At 65.1% G+C, this 18,873-nt stretch carries 17 protein-coding genes and 1 other annotated feature; of the genes, 13 read left to right on the top strand and 4 right to left on the bottom strand.

Translation table 11 applies throughout. The features are described 5' to 3' along the window. From AC1DRP_RS08740 to AC1DRP_RS08720, 5 genes are all read left to right on the top strand, one after another. Positions 1-287: carbohydrate ABC transporter permease (locus tag AC1DRP_RS08740; RefSeq protein WP_476768303.1), on the top strand; the 287-nt coding region annotated here is incomplete at its 5' end. Next, the gene (locus AC1DRP_RS08735) at positions 284-1,141 is read left to right on the top strand and encodes a carbohydrate ABC transporter permease (protein ID WP_441504587.1); all 858 of its coding nucleotides are present in this window, start codon (positions 284-286) and stop codon (positions 1,139-1,141) included. The genes AC1DRP_RS08740 and AC1DRP_RS08735, both read left to right, overlap by 4 nt. Before the next feature lie 36 nt (positions 1,142-1,177). Continuing rightward, positions 1,178-2,488 carry an alpha-galactosidase gene (gene melA, locus AC1DRP_RS08730; RefSeq protein WP_476768302.1) on the top strand — a complete coding sequence of 437 codons (1,311 nt, stop codon included), beginning with the start codon at positions 1,178-1,180 and terminating at the stop codon, positions 2,486-2,488. Positions 2,489-2,559: 71 nt separating this feature from the next. Then, positions 2,560-3,654, top strand: a complete 1,095-nt coding sequence (locus AC1DRP_RS08725) for an ABC transporter ATP-binding protein (protein ID WP_476768301.1) — start codon at positions 2,560-2,562, stop codon at positions 3,652-3,654. Between the two features lie 10 nt (positions 3,655-3,664). Further along, the gene (locus AC1DRP_RS08720; RefSeq protein WP_441504584.1) at positions 3,665-4,591 is read left to right on the top strand and encodes a Gfo/Idh/MocA family protein; all 927 of its coding nucleotides are present in this window, start codon (positions 3,665-3,667) and stop codon (positions 4,589-4,591) included. A gap of 28 nt (positions 4,592-4,619) precedes the next feature. On the opposite strand, the gene AC1DRP_RS08715 is transcribed toward AC1DRP_RS08720, so the two are convergent. Both AC1DRP_RS08715 and AC1DRP_RS08710 read right to left on the bottom strand, forming a co-directional pair. Then, entirely contained in the window at positions 4,620-5,519 is a 900-nt protein-coding gene (locus tag AC1DRP_RS08715) for a sugar phosphate isomerase/epimerase family protein (protein ID WP_441504583.1), read from the bottom strand. A 16-nt stretch (positions 5,520-5,535) separates the two neighbouring features. Continuing rightward, positions 5,536-6,261, bottom strand: a complete 726-nt coding sequence (locus tag AC1DRP_RS08710; protein WP_441488494.1) for a GntR family transcriptional regulator — start codon at positions 6,259-6,261, stop codon at positions 5,536-5,538. Positions 6,262-6,540: 279 nt separating this feature from the next. On the opposite strand from AC1DRP_RS08710, the gene AC1DRP_RS08705 reads away from it, so the two are divergent. From AC1DRP_RS08705 to AC1DRP_RS08690, 4 genes are read left to right on the top strand one after another with little or no spacing between them, the layout of a single operon-like run. Then, positions 6,541-7,434: a dioxygenase family protein gene (locus AC1DRP_RS08705; protein ID WP_476768300.1), complete on the top strand. Its 894-nt coding sequence runs from the start codon at positions 6,541-6,543 to the stop codon at positions 7,432-7,434. Positions 7,435-7,471: 37 nt separating this feature from the next. Further along, entirely contained in the window at positions 7,472-8,254 is a 783-nt protein-coding gene (hpaH, locus tag AC1DRP_RS08700; RefSeq protein ID WP_441504581.1) for a 2-oxo-hept-4-ene-1,7-dioate hydratase, read from the top strand. Positions 8,255-8,273: 19 nt separating this feature from the next. Next, positions 8,274-9,038, top strand: coding sequence for a 4-hydroxy-2-oxoheptanedioate aldolase (hpaI, locus tag AC1DRP_RS08695; protein ID WP_441504580.1), 765 nt, complete (start codon positions 8,274-8,276; stop codon positions 9,036-9,038). A 38-nt stretch (positions 9,039-9,076) separates the two neighbouring features. Beyond that, complete coding sequence (locus AC1DRP_RS08690) at positions 9,077-9,832, top strand: transporter substrate-binding domain-containing protein (protein ID WP_441504579.1); 756 nt, start codon at positions 9,077-9,079, stop codon at positions 9,830-9,832. A 175-nt stretch (positions 9,833-10,007) separates the two neighbouring features. Here AC1DRP_RS08690 and AC1DRP_RS08685 read toward each other — a convergent pair whose 3' ends face one another. Then, positions 10,008-10,538 (bottom strand): hypothetical protein, encoded by a 531-nt coding sequence (locus AC1DRP_RS08685; protein ID WP_476768299.1) that lies wholly within the window; start codon positions 10,536-10,538, stop codon positions 10,008-10,010. A 350-nt stretch (positions 10,539-10,888) separates the two neighbouring features. On the opposite strand from AC1DRP_RS08685, the gene metG reads away from it, so the two are divergent. Further along, on the top strand, positions 10,889-12,571 hold the full coding sequence (gene metG, locus AC1DRP_RS08680; RefSeq protein WP_441504577.1) for a methionine--tRNA ligase: 1,683 nt from the start codon (positions 10,889-10,891) through the stop codon (positions 12,569-12,571). Between the two features lie 205 nt (positions 12,572-12,776). Here metG and AC1DRP_RS08675 read toward each other — a convergent pair whose 3' ends face one another. Further along, positions 12,777-14,117, bottom strand: a complete 1,341-nt coding sequence (locus tag AC1DRP_RS08675; RefSeq protein WP_476768298.1) for a hemolysin family protein — start codon at positions 14,115-14,117, stop codon at positions 12,777-12,779. Positions 14,118-14,328: 211 nt separating this feature from the next. Between AC1DRP_RS08675 and AC1DRP_RS08670 the strand changes: the two genes are divergently transcribed. From AC1DRP_RS08670 to AC1DRP_RS08660, 3 genes are all read left to right on the top strand, one after another. Beyond that, positions 14,329-15,450, top strand: coding sequence for a 2OG-Fe(II) oxygenase (locus AC1DRP_RS08670; RefSeq protein WP_441504575.1), 1,122 nt, complete (start codon positions 14,329-14,331; stop codon positions 15,448-15,450). 278 nt (positions 15,451-15,728) lie between these two features. After that, on the top strand, positions 15,729-17,054 hold the full coding sequence (locus tag AC1DRP_RS08665) for an O-antigen ligase family protein (protein WP_476768297.1): 1,326 nt from the start codon (positions 15,729-15,731) through the stop codon (positions 17,052-17,054). Positions 17,055-17,154: 100 nt separating this feature from the next. After that, positions 17,155-17,210: a sequence feature (sul1 is cis-regulatory element that is thought to sense ions involved in sulfur or methionine metabolism; They are found in Alphaproteobacteria), on the top strand. Between the two features lie 105 nt (positions 17,211-17,315). Continuing rightward, positions 17,316-18,791 carry a SulP family inorganic anion transporter gene (locus tag AC1DRP_RS08660; protein ID WP_476768296.1) on the top strand — a complete coding sequence of 492 codons (1,476 nt, stop codon included), beginning with the start codon at positions 17,316-17,318 and terminating at the stop codon, positions 18,789-18,791. The last annotated feature ends 82 nt before the right edge of the window (positions 18,792-18,873 follow it).

Below are 18,873 nucleotides of genomic sequence, written 5' to 3'. Positions count from 1 at the left end.
CTCGCCAGTTCTGGAAGATCACGCTGCCCCTCCTGCGGCCCGCCACCTTCCTGTTGCTGATCCTCAGCGTGATCCACTCCTTCCAGGTCTTCGACCTGATCTACGTGATGACCGGCGGTGGCCCGGGATTCTCGACGACGATGCTGGTGCAATACATCTACCAGTCCGCCTTCATGACATCGGAGATGGGCTATGCCAGCGCGATCGGCGTCGTGCTCTACGCCATCGTGCTCGGCTTCACGATCATTCAGTGGCGGGTCAGCCGCCAATCGGAGAACGTGCTATGAGCGGCGTCACCTTCGAGGCTGGCGCCAGGCGCCCCGGCACCCGCCGAACCGGCAACGTGCTGATCTGGATCGCTGTCGTGCTCGGCGCGCTGGCGATGATCTTTCCGCTCTACTGGATGCTCGCGACCGCGATCCGGCCTCGTTCCGAGGTCTTCCAGCCGCTGGTGAGCCTGATCCCGCAGGTGCTGACGCTGGAGAATTTCAGGAATATCGCGCAGCGCCATCCCTTCCTGACCTGGGTGATGAATTCGACCTTCATCGCCGTGATCGCCGTGCTGATCACCGTGTCCGCGAACCTGCTCTGCGGCTACGTCTTCGCCAAGTTCCGCTTCCCCGGGCGCGACATCCTGTTCTTCGCGATCCTGGGCGCGCTGATGATCCCGATCCAGGTGATCCTGGTGCCGGAATTCCTCGTGACCTCCTGGCTGGGGCTGCTGAATTCGCCCTGGGGCGTCATCCTGCCGCGCGCGGCCGAAGCTTTCGGTGTCTTCATGGTGCGCCAGTTCATGGTCAGCATTCCCGATGAGCTGATCGAGGCCGCCCGGCTCGACGGCGCCAGCGAGATGCGGATCTTCCTGCGCATCGTGCTGCCGCTCTCGAAGCCGATCATCGCCGTGCTGGTGATCTTCACCTTCATGTGGCGCTGGAACGACTTCGCCTGGCCGCTGGTCGTCCTGACCGACCAGGAACTCTTCACCCTGCCGCTGGGCCTGAACCTGCTGCGCGGCGAGGCCAATCCGGACTGGGGCGGCGTCATGGCGCTGGCCCTGATCTCCCTCCTGCCGATGCTGCTCATCTTCCTGATCTTCCAGCGCTATCTGGTTCAGGGGATTGCCAGCACAGGCCTCAAGTGAGCCCTTTCCCGACCTCTACCCAAGAGAGACCATGACATGACCAAGATCGCCATGATCGGCGCCGGCAGCGTCGTCTTCGTCAAGAACCTGCTCACCGACATCCTCAGTCTTCCCGCGCTGAAGCAATGCGAGATCGCATTGTACGACATCGATGCCGAGCGCCTCGAAACGGCGGGAATGATRGCGCGCTGGACGTCCGGCCAGTTCGATGCCGGGGCGACCGTGACCGAGCATGCCGACCGCCGGCGCTGCCTGGAGGGCGCGGATTTCGTGATCAACATGGTGCAGATCGGCATGCACGAGGCGACGCTGCTCGATTTCGAGATCCCGAGCCGCTACGGCCTGAAGCAGACCATCGCGGATACCGTCGGTATCGGCGGCATCTTCCGCGGGTTGCGGACCATTCCCTTCATGGTCGACCTGGTCGGGGACATGCGGGCGGTCTGCCCCAATGCCCTGCTGATGAACTACACCAACCCGATGAGCATTCTGACCTGGGCGGTCTACAGGGCCTTCCCAGAGCAGCAGGTGGTCGGGTTGTGCCACAACGTCCAGCACACGGCGCGCGACCTTGCTTCCTATCTCGGGGTCGATCGCTCCCGCTTGAGCTATGACTGCGCCGGCATCAACCACATGACCTGGTTCCTGCGGCTCGAAATCGACGGCAAGGATGCCTATCCGCAGCTGCGGCGTGCCGCCCGCAATCCGGAGATCTTTGCGAAGGACAAGATCCGTTTCGCCCTGCTGGAGCATCTCGGCCGCTTTGTCAGCGAATCCAGCGAGCATACGGCCGAATACACGCCCTATTTCCTGCGCCGCGAGGACCAGATCGCGGAATTCGACGTGCCGGTCGACGAGTATATTCGCCGCAGCGAGCGCAACCTGCGACGCTATGCCGACACGCGGCAAAAGCTGCTGGCCGGCGAGAGCTTCTCGCTCGAGCGCAGCGACGAATACGGCGCATCGATCATCAACGGCATGGTCACGAACGAGCCCCAGCTCATCTACGGAAATGTCCGCAACACCGGGCTGATCGAGAACCTGCCGCAGGATTGCTGTGTCGAGGTGCCCGTGATCGTCGACCGCAACGGCCTGCGAGCCTGCCATGCCGGCACGCTGCCGCCGGAGCTCGCCGCCCATTGCGCGCCGCATGTCTTCGTCCAGGACCTCACCGTGCGCGCTGCCCTGGAAGGCGACCGGGACGCGGTCTACCGCGCCGCGGTGCTGGACCGCCATGCCGCGAGTGTCCTCTCGCTGCGCGAGATCCGCGCCATGGTCGACGACCTGATCGCGGCCCATGGTTCGGCCATGCCGGTCGGCATCCGTTCGACGGCACTCGCTGCCTGAGCGCGCCCAAGCAGGGCAGGCGGCCTGCCTGCCCGCAACGACAAGAACGATAAGGCCGCAAGGAGGGAACGATGAGTTGGCTGACCTTGGAGCATGTCCATAAGCGCTTCGGCGATCACCCGGTGATCCAGGATGTGAACCTGTCCGTGACCAACGGCGAGTTCGTGGTCTTCGTCGGTCCGTCTGGCTGCGGGAAATCCACCTTGCTGCGGATGATCGCCGGGCTCGAGGATATCAGCGACGGCACCTTGCGCATCGACGACGCGGTGATGAACGAGGTGCCGGCGGCGCAACGGGGCATCGCGATGGTGTTCCAGTCCTATGCGCTCTACCCGCATATGAATGTCTACAAGAACATGGCCTTCGCGCTCGAGACGGCGCGGATGACCAAGGCCKAGATCGATATGCGCGTGGCCCGTGCCGCGGCGATCCTGCAACTGGATCACTTGCTCGACCGCAAGCCCAAGGAGCTCTCGGGCGGRCAGCGCCAGCGCGTCGCCATCGGCCGCGCCATCGTGCGCGAACCCAAGATCTTCCTGTTCGACGAGCCGCTCTCCAATCTCGACGCGGAGCTGCGCGTGCAGATGCGCGTGGAAATCGCCAAGCTGCACCAGCAGCTCGGCAACACGATGATCTATGTCACGCATGACCAGGTCGAAGCCATGACGATGGCCGACAAGATCGTGGTTCTGCGCGCCGGAAAGGTCGAGCAGATCGGCTCGCCGCTGGAGCTCTACAACAACCCCGTCAACCGCTTCGTCGCGGGTTTCATCGGCAGCCCGAAGATGAACCTCCTGCAGGCCAGGATGCTGCCGGCGACAGGAGGAGAAGCGCGGGTGGCCCTGGCCGAGACCGTGTTGCCCCTGCCGCATCTGGCTGGCCAGGACGGCGCCGATTGCAGCCTGGGCCTGCGGCCCGAGCACCTGCGGCTCGGCGGCGCCGGCACGCGGATCGGCGAGGCGAAGGTCCAGCTCGTGGAGCAGCTCGGGGGCTCCTCGCTGATCTACGGCGTCCTCTCCGACGGCCAGCCGATCACCGTTCAGGTCGAGGGACAGCAGAAGCCGAAGCCCGGCGAGCGGGTGCCGCTGCATGTCGATATCGCACTGGCGCATCTGTTCCGGCCCGACGGCGCGCGCGTGACTGCGCAAACCGTCGCGCACAGCTGAGGCGGGCGGGATGTCGAGGATCCGCCTCGGACTCGTCGGGCTCGGCAAGATCGCGCACAGCCAGCATCTCGGCGCGATTGCGGCCACGCCCGGTTTCGAGCTGGTCGCGGCGGCGAGCCGGGAAGGCACGCTGCCTGGCTTGCCCGTCTTCACCTCGCTCAGCGCGATGCTGGCCTCGGATATCGATCTCGATGCCGTTGCCCTTTGCACACCGCCTCAAGGCCGRCATGCGCTGGCGGCAGAGGCGCTCGAAGCCGGAATGCACGTCCTGCTTGAAAAGCCGCCGGGTGCCAGCGTCAGCGAACTCGGCCCTCTCGTCGCAAAGGCGGAACGGAGCGGCCGGACGCTGTTCACCACCTGGCATTCGCGTTTTGCGCCCGCTGTCGCGCCGGCGCGCGCCCTTCTCGCGCAGCACCGGCCGCGCTCGGTCGAGATCATCTGGAAGGAGGATGTGCGCGTCTGGCATCCCGGGCAGGACTGGATCTTCGAGCCCGGCGGGCTCGGCGTCTTCGACCCCGGCATCAACGCCCTCTCGATTCTGACCACCATTCTGCCCGAGCCGGTCTTCGTGACCGGCGCCTCGCTATCCGTCCCGGCAAACCGCCAGGCGCCGATCGCCGCCGCGCTCGATCTCGCGGATGGTTCGGGGCTGCCGATCCACGCAGAATTCGACTTCCGCCAGGAGGGCGAACAGAGCTGGGACATCCATGTCGAGACTGAGGCCGGCCTTATCATGCTCTCCTCGGGCGGCAGGACGCTGAGCCATGACGGCCGCATATTGGTCGACGAGCCGGAGCGGGAATATGCGGAGATTTATCGCCGCTTCGAAGCGCTGATCGCGGAAGGCCGCAGCGATGTCGACCTCGCGCCGCTGGCGCTGGTCGGCGACGCATTCATGCTGGGGCGGCGTTTGACCGTCGAGCCCTTCGAGGGCTGACATTCCCCGGGGCGCTATCTGATCGTGCTCARTTCGCTCGCCGTCCTGCTTGGGCCACTGAAGAGCGCCCCGTAGCCACCTCCGTAAGCGGTGTCCTCGAAGTCGGTGTGGCGAGTGCGTGCGCAGCGATCACCTGCCGTGCCGCCTCGAACACCGCCTTCGCGTGCTCTGCCGCCGGCAGCCCTTGATTGGGCACCTCGACAGAGAGCGTCACGTCGGCCGGCAGTTCCGCCAGGAGGTCCTGCAAGGGCAGGGAGGCCTCGCCTGGAAGCCTGCGTCCCGCGCGCGCCTCCCTGATGATCTCGTCGAATGTCGTCGGGCGTTCGGCCACCGCGTCGCAGAGCTGCGCGCTCCTGATGAAATGCGACGGGATCGTTCTCAGGTCGATCGGAAGACCGCCGCCTCGCGAAAGATGAAGGGCATCGACCAGGACCCCGCCATTTGCCTTGTCGGCCTCCCCTACGATCGCTGCGGCGTCGTGAATGCTGGCGACACGGCGCCATGGCATGTTCTCGATGTCGACGCCCATGCCGAAGCGTGCCGCGACGTCGCACAGAGAGGCGAAGCTGGCGACGAGCCGTCTATGGTCGGGATCGTCGCCGCAGACGCTCAGGCGCCTGGCACCGAGTTCCGCCGCGCTTTCCAGCATCGGGATCAGCGCGTCCGCTGCGAAATTCGCGTCGATGACGACGAATTCGATATCGTAGACGCGCAGGCCGGTCTGGGTCAGCAGGGACCGTATCGACCGCATCTGAGCACTGCCGGGGCGGATCTCGTAGAAGGGCGCGCCAGGAAAGGCCGGATTCAGCCGAAGCCCTACCGCGGAGAAACCGACTTTCGCCGCGAGTGCGACGAAGTCGAGCGGCGGCACATCGATCGTCGTGAAATGCGCGATTCCAAGAGGCGGCTGACCTGATGGCGATGACACGGGACGCTCCATCGCTTCAGGGCTGCAACTGGCCGGCAAGGCGGGTGTGGAGGTTGGACCCGGTGCGCTGGATATGCTCGCGCAGCTTGGCGCAGGCATAGTCGGCGTCGCGGGCGACCGCGCCCTGGGCGATCTCGCTATGCTCGGCGGCGACGTTGCGGTCCCCGCCTTGGGCCACCAGGAAGATCCGTCGATAACGGTCGTTCAGGTTGTGCAGCATGACGCAGGCGTTCAGCAGCAGCGGCATCCCGCAACCGGCGAGGAGCATCATGTGGAAGTCGCGATGCGCGTGCTCCCAGGCTTCCAGTGTTGCCGGCTCACTGGCGATCCGCTCTATCCGGTTGAGACGGTGAAGGGCGCGCATCACGTCGCTTTCCCAGGCCAGGTCGCCTTTCGCGATGGCTGAGGAGAGCGCCAGGCTCTCGAACTCGACGCGCAGTTTCGTGATCTCGGCAAGGTTGGACAGCGAGACCGGCGCGACAGTGTATCCGCGGTTGTCGTGCAGTTCGACAAGCCCCACCGCAATCAGGCGGGCAAGCGCTTCGCGAAGGGGACTGAGCGAGACGTCGAGCTGCCGACGGACGGTATCGAGATTGATCTTGGTGCCGGGCGCCAGTTCCCCGGACAGGATCGCCTCGCGGAGGCGATTCACCAGAAGCGACGCCTTGGTGTTCTTTGCCGTCGCTGGAGTGCCTTTCGACGAAAACTCGGCGGGGGGCAGGTCGTCGACAGCGATGTTCATCGTCCCTCCCTTGAACCCGTCGGCGCGAGAGTCGAGGTGGTATGATAATCGATTATCTACGTCAACCGGGCGGYGATCGATACGCCGCGAGTAGATGGGCTGCTTCTCCAGATGTGGTGCAACTATCTCACAGATGGGCTTATTTCAGAAGGTTCTCGGGAATTACTGCGCTGGAAGGCCTCGCTCAGCGTGTGCGGAGCCGGCGCATGGCGTTCTTCATGCGGCTCTTGATTGACAGATAATCGATTTTACAGGAGTGGAGATCGCAGGGAGGACGCCATGATCATCGAGAGCCACCAGGATGTGACCCGCGATGCGCTGGCCGTGATGCAGCGCACGAAAGACCCGCGCCAGCGCGAGATCCTGACCTCGCTGGTCAGCCATCTCCACGCCTTTGTCCGTGATGTGCGGCTGAGCGAAGCGGAGTTCCGCGAGGCAACCGCGATCCTCAACGAGATCGGCAAGCTGGCCAGCGATAGCCATAACGAGATGGTGCTCATGGCGGGCTCGCTGGGTGTCTCGTCGCTCGTCTGCCTGCTCAACAACGGCGATGGCGGCAATACCGAAACGTCGCAGTCGCTGTTGGGACCATTCTGGCGCTTGAATGCTCCTCATGTCGAAAATGGCCGCACGATCATCCGCTCCGACACGCCGGGMGATCCGCTGCTCGTCACCGCACGTGTCCTGGACCAGCGCGGTGCACCGATCGTCGAAGCCGAGGTCGATGTCTGGCATGCGTCCCCCGTCGGGCTCTACGAGAACCAGGATCCCGAGCAGGCCGAGATGAACCTGCGCGGCAAATTCACCACCGACAGCGAAGGGCGCTTCTGGTTCTCGACGGTGAAGATGGTGGGCTACCCCATCCCCACCGACGGCGTGGTCGGCCGGCTGCTCGCCGTGCAGGACCGCCATCCCTATCGTCCGGCGCATCTGCATGCGCTGATCGTCAAACCCGGCTTCAAGGTGCTGATCTCGCAGGTCTACGACCCACGCGACCCGCATATCGATTCCGATGTGCAATTCGGCGTCACCAGGGCTCTTGTCGGCGACTTCATCCGCCATGACGAACCCCACCCATCCGACGCCATGGTGCCGGTCCCCTGGTATTCGCTCGACTACACCTACGTCATGGAGCCCGGCGAGACCGTGCTGCCGCGCCCGCCGATCAAGTGACCCGTTCGCGCGACCCGCGCCGCCAAGGAGTGTTCCGATGCTGACCGATACCGAACGCCAGCAGGCGGCCGATGCGTTGCTCCAGGCAGAGCGCACGCTGAAGCCGGTCCCGCAGCTCAGCAGGACCTATCCCGCGATCGAACTCGAGGACGCCTATCGCATCCAGGGCCTGTGGGCAGATGCGCGGATCGCGGGCGGAGCGAGAATGGTGGGCCACAAGATCGGCCTGACCTCGCGCGCCATGCAGATGGCCTCGAAGATCAGCGAGCCGGACTATGGCTGCATCCTTGACGATGCGCTCTTCAACGACGGTGCCCAGATCAAGGCGAGCCTCTTCATCAAGCCGAGGCTTGAAGTCGAACTCGCCTTCATCATGGGCGAGGATCTCGAAGGACCGGGAAAGCGCATCTATGACGTGATGCGCGCGACCGAAATGGTCGTGCCGGCGCTCGAGATCATCGATTACCGTACTGACGTTCCGCGCGCGATCACCGACACGATTGCCGATAATGCCGCTTTCGGCGCGATCGTGGTCGGCGGCCGACCGGTCCGTCCGATGGATGTCGACATCCGCTGGGTCGGCGCGACGCTGTCGAAGAACGGCATTATCGAGGAATCCGGGGTTTCGGCTGCCATCATGGGCCACCCGGCTGCCGGCATCGCCTGGCTGGTCAACAAGCTCCATGTCGTCGGCGCGGGGCTGAAGAGGGGGCAGATCGTCCTCGCCGGCTCCTTCACGCGGCCAGTCGACATCGCAGCCGGAGACGTCATACAGGTCGATTACGGCCCGCTCGGCGCCATCGGCGTCTCTTTCAACTAAGGTTGCACCTGAGGTTGCCATGGAACTGCCGACGAACACGTTCAAGCGCGCCCTGAGCGAGGGCCGGCATCAGCTCGGCCTCTGGTGCAGCCTGCCCGGCGCCTATGCGGCCGAGGCGGTCGCCGGCTCCGGCTTCGACTGGCTGCTGTTCGACACCGAGCATTCGCCGGGCGATCCGCTGACGGTCCTGGCCCAGTTGCAGGCCGTGGCTCCCTATCCGGTCTCGGCAGTGGTCCGCCCCGCGAGCAACGATGCGGTGCTGATCAAGCGGTTCCTCGATTTCGGCGCCCAGACCTTGCTGATCCCCTATGTCCAGAATGCGGAGGAGGCGAAGGCGGCGGTCGCGGCGATGCGTTATCCGCCAGCCGGCATTCGCGGCGTCTCCGGCGTGACGAGGGCAACGCGGTTCGGACGGGTCGCGAACTACGGCAAGCGGGCAGGGGAGGAGCTCTGCCTCCTGGTCCAGATCGAAACCCAGGACGCGCTCGACAATCTCGAGGCGATCGCGGCCGTCGATGGCGTCGATGGCGTGTTCATCGGCCCGGCCGATCTCGCAGCCAGCCTTGGCCATGTCGGCGAGCCCGGACATCCCAGGGTGACCGCACTCATCGAGAAGGCGGTCGGTCGCATTCGCGCTTGCGGCAAGCCCGCAGGCATCCTGACGCCCGACACTGCATTCGCGGCGCGCTGCATCGAGCTCGGCACGCTCTTCACGGCGGTCGGCGTCGATGCGGCCATGCTGGTCAAGGCGACGGAAGCCCTGGCAAGGCAGTTCAGGTCGTGATGGCTGGTCAGCATTCGGTGCTGGGATCGGAGGCGAAGATGCGATTGCTGGACCATGTCGGCCCGCCCCCGGAGGACCTGACAGAGCTTCTCGCACCGGGCGGGGTTCTGCGGGCTGCGATCAATCTGTCTAACTTCCTGCTGGTCTCCGACAGGACTCCCGATGGCGGGCCGGTTGGAGTGGCGCCTGACATGGCGCGTGCATTTGCCGATCTCCTGGGAGTGGAGCTGCGCTACGTCACCTATGAATCGCCAGGCCTGATTGCCGATGCCGCCGAGCGGGACGAATGGGACATCGCCCTGATCGGGGCTGAGCCGCAGCGCGCCGCGTTCATCAGCTTCACCCCCGCCTATACCGAGATCGAGGCGAGCTACCTTGTTCCGGACGGTTCGTCGCTGGAACGGATCGATGACGTGGACGCGTCGGGCCGGCGCATCGCCGTCACCGATCGGACGGCCTACGGGCTCTGGCTCGACCGCAACATCGCGCATGCGACGCTGGTCCGGACCAAGACCATCGCTGATGCAGCGTCAGTCTTCCTCGAGGGCAAACTCGATGCCCTTGCGGGCCTGCGCCCCAGATTGGTGACGGACCAGAAGGCGATCCCCGGAACCCGGATCCTGCCAGGCCGCTACATGGCCGTGCAGCAAGCCGTGGGAACACCGACCAGGAACGCCGCAGCGATCGACTATATCAAGCGCTTCGTGGCGACCGCGATTTCGTCCGGCTTGGTTTCGGGGTTGATCGACAAGCATGGGGTCGAGGGTCTCACGGTCGCCCGGGACCAGGGCTGATCCGCGACGGGAGCGCTCCGGGACGGCTGAGCCCCTCGCATCCGTGCGCGCGGTGCCGGACACGCTACCGCTCGCTGGATCATCGCACCGGATATCGTATCCGGTTCGATGACCTGACCATCTGTGATTGCATCGGCCATTCCGAAAACCGCAATCCACTTTTCGGGCCGATGCTTTAGCGCAAGGCGAAGTGCTGCATGATCTGTTCGGCCGCGCGATCCGGCGCAGTGATCTCCGTATCGATCGCGAGGCAGTTCTCCCGTGGAACCGGGGCTATGGTGTAGCGCGACAGGAATTCGKAGCGGCCCTTGACGGAACTCGTCTTGCGTCGCTGGACCCTGTCGGCATTGCCGACACGCTGTGCGGCCTCTCGTTCCGAGCAATGCAGGAACACGGGAAAGACAGAACCGCCATTGCGGACCACATCGTCTTCCAGCTGATCGAAGAACGGACGGTCCTCCAGCTCGGAATAGCAGAGGGTGACGATCAGACAGGAAATGTCGTTCTCGATCGCGGCCCGCAAGATGGATCCGCGAACCGTGTCTACCAGCTCCCAGAAGCCGGGAGCGCCAAAGTCGAAAATGGTTCGCGCGGCGTCGATGGCGGCATGATTGTCCAGCAGTCGCGCCGGCATCGCCGCAAGCAAGGCCTTGGCGACCGTCAACTTGCCGCTTGCCGGTGCCCCGTGAAGAAAGATCAGGTTCATGGCGGCCATGCTATGGCGGTTCGGGGAAACCGCACATTGGCCATTCGGCTCCCTACCCAATCCCCTCATCGGCATGGCGCTATGCGGCCTCAGGCCTGACCGCGGCCTTGATTTCCCCGCCGATTGCTGGCACCCGTCAGGCAGATCAGACGCGGATTTACAGATGTTCCTTCCCGCCCACGCCACGCGAATGCGCAGGCCCGACCAGCAGGAGATTGGCCGGAGGGGGTGAGCGCGTGCGTATCGCCGCGCGAGTGAGCGTCGGACCCAAGCCCTCCGGTTCTGCGGAGGGCTTTTTTGTTTCATCAGGTCTCGGCGCGTCACCCGTGGAATGACCCCAGGAGGGCATCATGGCGAACGCACTCATCACCAGCGCACTTCCCTATATCAACGGCATCAAGCATCTCGGCAATCTGGCAGGCTCGCTGCTCCCGGCCGACATCCACGCCCGTTACCGACGACAGATCGGCGACCAGGTTCTCTTCATCTGCGCGACCGACGAACATGGAACCCCGGCGGAACTGGCGGCGGCCGAAGCCAGGACCGACGTCGCAGCCTATTGCCATGCGCAGCATGAGATCCAGGCCGGGATCTATCGTCAGCTCGGCCTGTCCTTCGATCATTTCGGCCGCTCGTCCTCGCCGCGCAACCACGCGCTGACCCAGCATTTCTTCCAGTGCCTGGAGCAGAACGGCTTCATCGAGGAGCGGGTGCTCGAACAGGTCTATTCGCCCGCGGACAGGCGCTTCCTCCCGGACCGCTACATCATCGGCACCTGCCCGCATTGCCGTTTCGAAGCCGCGCGGGGCGACCAATGCGAAAGCTGCACCCGTCCGCTCGATCCCGTCGACCTGGTCGCTCCGCGCTCGGCCCTCTCGGGCAGCACTGATCTCGAGGTCAGGCCGAGCCGGCACCTGTTCCTGCGCCAGTCGGCCCTGGTCGGCGAGCTGGAGGCGTGGATCGCAAGCCGGTCCGGATGGCCGCCGCTCGTCACCTCGATCGCGCGCAAATGGCTCAGCGAAGGCATTCAGGACAGGTGCATCACACGGGATCTGTCCTGGGGCGTCCCGGTGCCGAAACCCGGCTTCGAGGGCAAGGTCTTCTATGTCTGGTTCGATGCGCCCATCGCCTATATCGCCGCCACGCAGGAATGGGCCGATCTCGACCCGGAACGGCGCGACTGGCGGCGCTGGTGGTGGAAGGTCGGAGATGTCGACGCCATCCAGTTCCTCGGCAAGGACAATGTGCCCTTCCACGCCGTCAGCTTCCCCTGCACGCTGCTGGGTTCCGGCGAGCCCTGGAAGAGCGTCGATGTGATCAAGGGCGTCAACTGGCTCACCTATGAAGGCGGTAAGTTCTCGACCAGCCAGCGCAGGGGCGTGTTCCTCGACCAGGCGCTGGCGTTGCTGCCGGCCGACTACTGGCGCTGGTGGCTGGCCGCGAACGCGCCTGAGAACCATGACACCGACTTCAGTTTCGCGCGCTTCGCGGCCGACGTGAATTCCGACCTGGCCGACACGTTCGGCAATCTCGTCAATCGCGTGCTGAAACTCGTCACGGCCCACCATCAGGGGATCGTCCCGGCGAACGGCGCTCCCGGCTCCGCCGAGCTGGCTCTGTCGGATGAACTTGCGGGACATCTGCATGCGCTTCGCACGCATCATGACCGGCGTGCGCTGCGCAAGGCGGCCGAACAGGTCCGCGCGATCTGGCGGCTCGCCAACGGCTATCTCGCGCGGGAGGCGCCCTGGTCGGCCCGCGCCGCCGATCCGGAGCGGAGCGCCGTGGTGATCAGAACGAGCGTGAACCTCCTTGCGACCGCCGCCGACATCGCCTGGCCGTTCATTCCCGAAAGCGCCAGCCGCGTCCTCGCTGCGCTGGGGCGTGCCGACCAACCCACGACTTGGCCCGATGCCGGCGATATCCTGGCCGACCACCATGGCGGACGGCCGCTCGCGTCGCTGCCGCCTCTCTTCGTCAAGCTCTCGCAGGACTGGGTCGCGCAGAACCGGGCACGGTTCGCTGGCCGCTGACCTCGTCGAGGAGGGCGCCCGATCGGCGGGGCTGCGAGTACGGCATGGCCGCGAACTGGCTGCGAGCCTCTCCGCCGGTCCGTTGATGAGCCTGCGCCGCGTGTTGATCTTGCCCGCCCCATCGCGACGAGGCGGGCGAGATCATGCCAGAGGCTGACGGCCCCAGAGCCGACGGGCGAAGGGCGCTCTCTGCCGGCGCGGCGCTTCACCCGTGGGCGGAAACCTCCCCTGTGATGCGCTGCGCCAGGAGCTTGTCGATCCGCCTGCCGTCCATGTCGACGATTTCGAACCGCCAGCCTGCATAGTCGAAATGCTCGCCGATCTCGGGGAGGTGCTCGAGCCGGGCCAGGGCGAAACCGGCGATCGTGTGGAAATCCCCTTCCGCCGAGCGCAGTCGGAAGCCAAGCCGATTGAAGGYATCATGCGCCGGCATCATGCCGTCGATCAGCAGCGAACCATCGTCGCGTTCCACGATATCGGGTTCCTCGCCCTCGACATCGGGCAGGTCGCCGGCAATGGCTTCGAGGAGATCGGTCTGGGTGACGATGCCGTCGAGGCCGCCATATTCGTCGATGACGATTGCCAGGCGGACCGGAGCCTTCTTGAAGCGCTCGAGCACGCGGAAGATCGGCGTCGTCTCGTGCACGATGACGGGGTCGCAGATCACGGCCATGGGATCGAGCGCCTTGCCGTCCAGGACCTGGTCGAGAAGGTCCCGCTTCAGGATCATGCCCAGGGGCTCGTCGATGCCACCGCGCCCGACCAGCAACTGCTCATGGCGACATTCGCGTATGGTCCGCAGCATCTCGTCATGAGTGTCGTCGGCGTCGATCCAGGCGACGTCCCGGCGCGGTGTCATGATGTCGGCGATGCGCCGGTCGCCGATGCTGAGCACGCGCTCGACCAACTCCTGCTGCGCCGGCTGGAGGATTCCGGCCTCCTGGCTTGCCTGGACGAGGAGTTTCAATTCTTCCGGCGAATGCAGGGATTCCTCTCCCGTTCCCGGCCGCAGGCCGCACAGGCGCAGCACGAGATTGCCGAGGCCATTCAGCGAGATGATCGCCGGCCGCAGCAGGAACAGGAAGAGACCGAGTGGCCGCACGATCCAGAGCGCCGTTTCTTCGCTGCGCTGAAGGGCAAGGCTCTTGGGAGCGAGTTCGCCGAGAACGATGTGCAGGGCCGTGATGATGACGAAGGAGATCGCGACCGCGATCGCATGGGAGCTGGCCGTCGCCAGTGAGCCGGGCAGGCCGTTCAGGAGCGGCTCGATCAGGTGAGCCAGAGCGGGCTCTCCGATCCAGCCGAGCGCCAGCGAGGAGATGGTGATGCCAAGCTGCGTCGCGGCGAGGTTGGCGTCGAGATTGTCGACGGCGCGCTTGAGGGCGGCGGCATTCATGCGCCCCGCGGTGACAAGCTCGGAAACGCGGCTTCGGCGCACCGCGACCAGCGAAAACTCGGCCGCAACGAAGAAGCCGTTTGCGGCAACGAGAAGCAATACGGCAAGCACTCCGACCAGGTCGAACATGCTGCCATCGGTACTGGACATGGACTCCGTTCCGGCTGCAGAAGCAGCCATGCGTTGTTGATGGTGGAACCAGCCATAGCATAGCGGGGCGCGCGCTGTATGCGGGGTCTAGTCGCTTGCGCGGAGATCAAAGCTCGTCGATCGCTCATCGAAGCGAAGGTGAAGCGCCTGTCATCCTTGCCAATAGTGGGCGATATGCCATTCTCATCCGATAACATCTGGGGAATTGGCCGTGAAATACAGGTCGATGGGCGTCGGCGATCCTGCGCCGTGGTTCGAGCAGCGTTCCACAAGCAACCCGGCCTATAAATTCTCCAGCGCAGCCGGGCGCTATATTGTCCTGTGCTTCTTCGGTTCCGCCGCGCGCGCAAGCACGGTATCCGCGCTCAAGATCCTGTCCGAGCAGCGCGACCTCTTCGACGACGACAAGATCGCCTTCTTCGGCGTCAGCAACGACCCCGATGACGAGCTCAAGCAGCGCGTCAGGCAGCGCATGCCCGGCATCCGCTATTTCTGGGATTTCGATCTSCTGATCAGCAAGGAGTTTGGCGTCGCGCCCATCGAGGCCGAGCCAGGCACGGATACGCCCCTGCGTCGCGCCTGGTATGTGCTCGATCCGACGCTGCGCGTCATGGCGGTCTTTCCCCTCACCCGCGAGGGCGGCGAGCGCCATGAGGTTGCGGCGTTCCTCGCCGCGCTTCCACCGGTCGACGCGTTCCCGGGCTTCCAGGTGCATGCGCCCGTCCTGGTATTGCCCAATGTCTTCGAGCCGGATTTCTGCCGGCAGCTGATCGCCCTGCACGAGGCCGAAGGCGGCAATGAATCCGGCTTCATGCGCGAGAAGGACGGGAAGACCGTCCTGATCTCCGACCATGCCCACAAGCGCCGCTCCGACGTCCTCATCGGCGACACGGAGCTGATCGGGGTCATTCAGGGCAAGATCGGCAAGCGCATCGTTCCCGAGATCAGGAAGGTCCACCAGTTCACGGTGACCCGCATGGAGCGCTATCTCGTGGGCTGTTACGATGCGCAGACCGGCGGGCATTTCGGCGCGCATCGGGACAACACGACCAAGGGCACGGCGCATCGCCGCTTTGCCGTCTCCATCAACCTGAACGCCGATTTCGAGGGCGGCGAGGTCAGCTTTCCCGAATATGGCGCGCGCAGCTTCAAGCCGCCGCCCGGCGGCGCCGTCGTCTTCTCCTGCTCGCTGCTTCATGCCGTCTCGCAGGTGACGCGGGGCAAGCGCTTCGCCTTCCTGCCATTCCTCTATGACGATGCTGCAGCCAGGCTGCGGGAGGACAATCAGGTGTTCATGGAGGCCGGAGGCAGTTATCTCGCCGGGACGAGCTAAGGCATCGGCCCGAAAGCGTAGATTGCGGTTGGGAAAGCCGATGCAATCACGGAAGTCGCAGACCATAGACCCGATACGATATCGGGTCCTATGATCCCAGGCGCAGCGCCCCGCCACGACCGGTGAATTCGGCCGGCCATCAGGCCAGGCCGCAGCCCTGGCCGGCGGCCTATCTGTCTGCGGCTACAGGCTCTTAAGGTTGCATGGCATATGATGCGTGATCGCGCGGCTGCATTAACGCGCGGCCTGCAGAACGGGGCGAGTGTGTCAGGGACAGCATGACGGTCGGCATCGCAGAGACAGGAACCAGCGCGGCCGMCTCCGCGTCAGGCGTCCCGGCCGACGATGCACGGCTCGTTGCCGCGCTGCTCAGCGGCTTTGGCCTGTTCATCATGATCCTGACCTTGCAGCCCTTTGCCGGTGTGCCCGACAGCACGGAGACCGGGGCCTCGACCGGCAATGTCGTCAACCAGATCGGCTATGTCAGCCTCGCCATCGTCTATCTCGGGGCGATGCTGCGGCTGAGCGAGCGGGCAGCTCTCGCACAGCTGCGCAACAGCACGTGGATCATCGTCCTGCTGGTTGCCGCCTTGTCCACCACGCGCGCACCGGACCCGGAAGCCGCGTTGCGCGGATTGCTGCTGACCGCGTTCGCCATGGTCGTCGTGGTCGGTGTCCTGCTCCTGCCCAGGACGGAGCGGGACTTCGCCAGCGCTGCGGCCAATGCCACGCTCGCCGTGCTCCTGCTGGTCTATGCCGTCATCCTGCTTGCCCCGCATCTGGCGATCCATGGCTCTGAGGGCGTCGAGGGCGGCCATGCCGGCGACTGGCGCGGCCATCTCTCGCACAAGAACTTCGCTGCGCCGGTGTTCTCGATCCTCATCATGTTCGGCATCTATTGCTGGCGCATGGGGTTCAAACTGCGCGGCCTGCTGATCATCGGTCTCGGTGCGATCTTCGTGCTGAACAGCGGTTCGAAGACGACGATGGGCTTCCTGCCGGTGGCGGTCGGCCTCGTTCTGCTCGGCCGCGCCATGGCCGGGCCTCGCCTGATGCTGTTGACCCATGCCGTGCTGGTGCTGCTGGTCGCCGCGCTCACGGTCGGCACCGTGTTGTCGCCGACATTGCTCAGGATCTCGTCTGCCCTGATCTCAGACCCCACCTTCACCGGCCGCGACGAGATCTGGCGCTTTGCCAGCGTCCATATCGGCGAGAAGCCCTGGTTCGGCTATGGCTATTTCGGCTTCTGGCAGACGCCCGTGGTCTCGACGCTGGAGGAGAATTTCGAGGCGAGCTGGGACGTTCGCGGCATCGGGTCCGCCCATAACAGCTATCTCGATGCGATGGTGATGTTCGGAATTCCGGGCGCGATCGTGATGGCCTGGTGCCTGATGATCCTGCCTCTCAGGAACTATCTCCGCGCCGACCGGGTCGCGGCGAGTCGGAACCTGGCCGACCTCTTCCTGATGATCGTCATCTTCATGACCTATGTCGGCATGCTGGAATCGTTCTTCCTCAATCGCGCCGACCCGCTCTGGATGCTGTTTGCCCTGGCCGTGTCCGGCCTCGAATTTGCCGCCCGCATGGCGACCAGGCGGGTCTGAGGGCGGCCTTCCGCATTTCAGTGCCCGCGCCGTCACGCGCATGGTCGGCGCCAACTGGGTTGCGCCGCAGCGAAAACTGCGACAGAGCTGGGTTCACTAGTCAGGACCCGGTGAAATCCCGGGTGGCTCTTCCGGCCGCCGATCCGCCGGACAACGCAACGACGGAACGATGAACGCCCCGGCCCGRTCCGGAGCTGTCCGTATGTGCGCGCCTCGCCTGCCTGTTGCTCGCGGCGGGGCCATGAAGGCTTCACTCTCCCCATGGCAATCTCTCATCTGCGCAGCGAATGGGCGCCCAACGTCACGCGCGAAATCCTGGCCGGCACGGTCGTCGCGCTGGCCCTGATCCCTGAGGCGATCGCATTCTCGATCATCGCCGGGGTCGATCCCAAGGTCGGGCTCTACGCCTCCTTCTGCATCGCCGTCGTCACCGCCATCGCGGGCGGGCGGCCGGCGATGATTTCGGCCGCCACCGGCGCCATGGCGCTCGTCATGATCACGCTCGTCAGGGAACACGGGCTTGGCTACCTGTTCGCCGCGACGGTCCTGACGGGCATCTTTCAGATCGTGGCCGGCATCCTCAGGCTCGGCAACCTGATGCGGTTCGTCTCGCGCTCCGTCGTCACCGGTTTCGTCAACGCGCTCGCGATCCTGATCTTCATGGCGCAGATGCCGGAACTGCTCGGACGCGGACCCGTCGTCTACGCCATGACCGCCGCCGGGCTCGCCATCATCTATCTGCTGCCACGGCTTACCAAGGCGGTGYCGTCGCCGCTGGTCGCCATCGTCCTGCTCACCGCGGTGTCGCTGTCTTTCGGCCTCGATATCCGCACGGTCGGCGACATGGGCGCGCTGCCCGGCGAATTGCCCGCCTTCGCTATCCCGCAGGTGCCGTTCTCCCTCGAGACGCTCAGGATCATCACGCCCTATGCGTTGACGCTGGCCATGGTTGGACTCCTGGAAAGCCTGATGACCGCGGCGATTCTCGACGAGATGACCGACACCACGTCGGACAAGAACCGGGAATGCGCCGGCCAGGGCGCAGCCAACATCGTCGCCGGGTTCTTCGGTGGCATGGCCGGCTGCGCGATGATCGGCCAATCCGTGATCAATGTCTCGTCGGGSGGCCGCGGCCGCCTCTCGAGCCTGTGGGCGGGCAGCTTCCTGCTGTTCCTGATCGTCGTGCTCGGCCCCTCTGTCGCCCGGATCCCGATGGCGGCGCTGGTCGCCGTCATGATCATGGTCTCGATCAACACCTTCCAGTGGCGCTCGTTGCAGACCTTGCTGATCCACCCGAAGAGCTCCAGCGTCGTGATGCTGGGCACGGTCGCGGTGGTGGTCGCAACGCATGATCTGGCGAAGGGCGTGCTGTTCGGCGTCATCCTCAGCGGGCTGTTCTTCGCCCACAAGGTCACGCGCTTCTTCGCGGTTAGATCCGAGCGCGAGGGTGACACGCGCGTCTACCGCGTCACCGGGCAGATCTTCTTCGCGACCGCCGAAGCCTTCCATGCGGCCTTCGATTTCCGCGAGGAGGAGGTGAAGCAGGTCGTGATCGATCTTGGCGCAGCCCATTTCTGGGACATCACCGCGATCAACGCGCTGGACCGCGTGGTGCTCAAGTTCCGGAACCGGGGCATCGCCATCGAGACGATCGGCGTCAACCAGGCGACCGCGGCGATGATCGAGCGCCTCGCCGTCCACGACAAGGCAGACGGAGCGCTCGCATCGGGCCATTGAAACGGGGGCGCCGGCCGCGGCGATGTCAGTCGCAGCCTGGTTCTGCGCCCGTCGCGTGGGCCTGACTGGTTTCGCTTTGCTC

The sequence above is a fragment of the Allobosea sp. 01N443 genome (genome assembly GCF_056399325.1).
This window is presented reverse-complemented; position numbering and strand designations above follow the sequence as displayed.